Source organism: Mesorhizobium sp. M7A.F.Ca.US.014.04.1.1 (assembly GCF_003998745.1).
Classification (GTDB): Bacteria; Pseudomonadota; Alphaproteobacteria; order Rhizobiales; family Rhizobiaceae; genus Mesorhizobium; species Mesorhizobium ciceri.
This window is the reverse complement of the sequence record NZ_RZRW01001163.1, coordinates 1-939: the sequence shown is the minus strand read 5'-3', so window position 1 is coordinate 939 and position 939 is coordinate 1. Positions and strand designations below refer to the sequence as shown.

The window sequence follows — 939 nt, the reverse complement described above, 5'->3', positions numbered from 1 at the left end:
CGCCAAGGAGACGGTGACAGCCTATATCGGCTTCGACGCGACCGCCAAGAGCCTGCACGCCGGCTCGCTGATCCAGATCATGATGCTGCACTGGCTGCAGCAGACCGGTCACCGGCCGATCGCGCTGATGGGCGGCGGCACCTCGATGATCGGCGACCCGTCGTTCAAGGATGAGGCGCGCAAGCTTTTGACCCCGCAGGACATCGAAGACAATCTTGCCGGTATCCGCCGCAACTTCATGCCCTACCTCAAATTCGGCAGCGGTCCCAACGACGCCATCATGGTCAACAACGCCGATTGGCTGATGGAGATCAACTACGTCAATTTCCTGCGCGATGTCGGTCGTCACTTTTCGGTCAACCGCATGCTGGCCTTCGATTCCGTCAAGCTGCGGCTCGATCGCGAGCAGTCGCTGTCGTTCCTCGAATTCAACTACATGATCCTGCAGGCCTATGATTTCGTCGAGCTCTACAAGCGTCTCGGCTGCCGCCTGCAGATGGGCGGCTCCGACCAGTGGGGCAACATCATCAACGGCATCGATCTCGGCCGCCGCACGGAGGACGCGCAGCTCTATGCACTGACCACGCCGCTGCTCACCACCTCGTCGGGCGCCAAGATGGGCAAGTCGGCGTCGGGCGCGGTCTGGCTCGACGCGGAGATGCTGAGCCCCTACGAATTCTGGCAGTACTGGCGCAACACCGAGGATGCCGACGTCGCCCGCTTCCTGAAGCTCTACACGACGCTGCCGCTGGACGAGGTGGCGCGGCTCGAGCGGCTCGGCGGATCCGAGATCAATGAGGCCAAGAAGATCCTCGCCACCGAGATCACCGCCCTGCTGCACGGCCGCGCGGCCGCCGAGCAAGCCAGCGATACGGCGCGCAAGACGTTCGAGGAAGGCGCGCTCGCGGAGTCGCTGCCGACCGTCGAGGTCGACAGGAC

At 63.7% G+C, this 939-nt stretch carries 1 protein-coding gene; it reads left to right on the top strand.

Annotated elements, in window-relative coordinates; translation table 11 throughout:
* A partial coding sequence (tyrS, locus tag EOA22_RS35305; protein WP_127390699.1) for a tyrosine--tRNA ligase occupies positions 1–939 on the top strand: 939 nt, incomplete at both ends.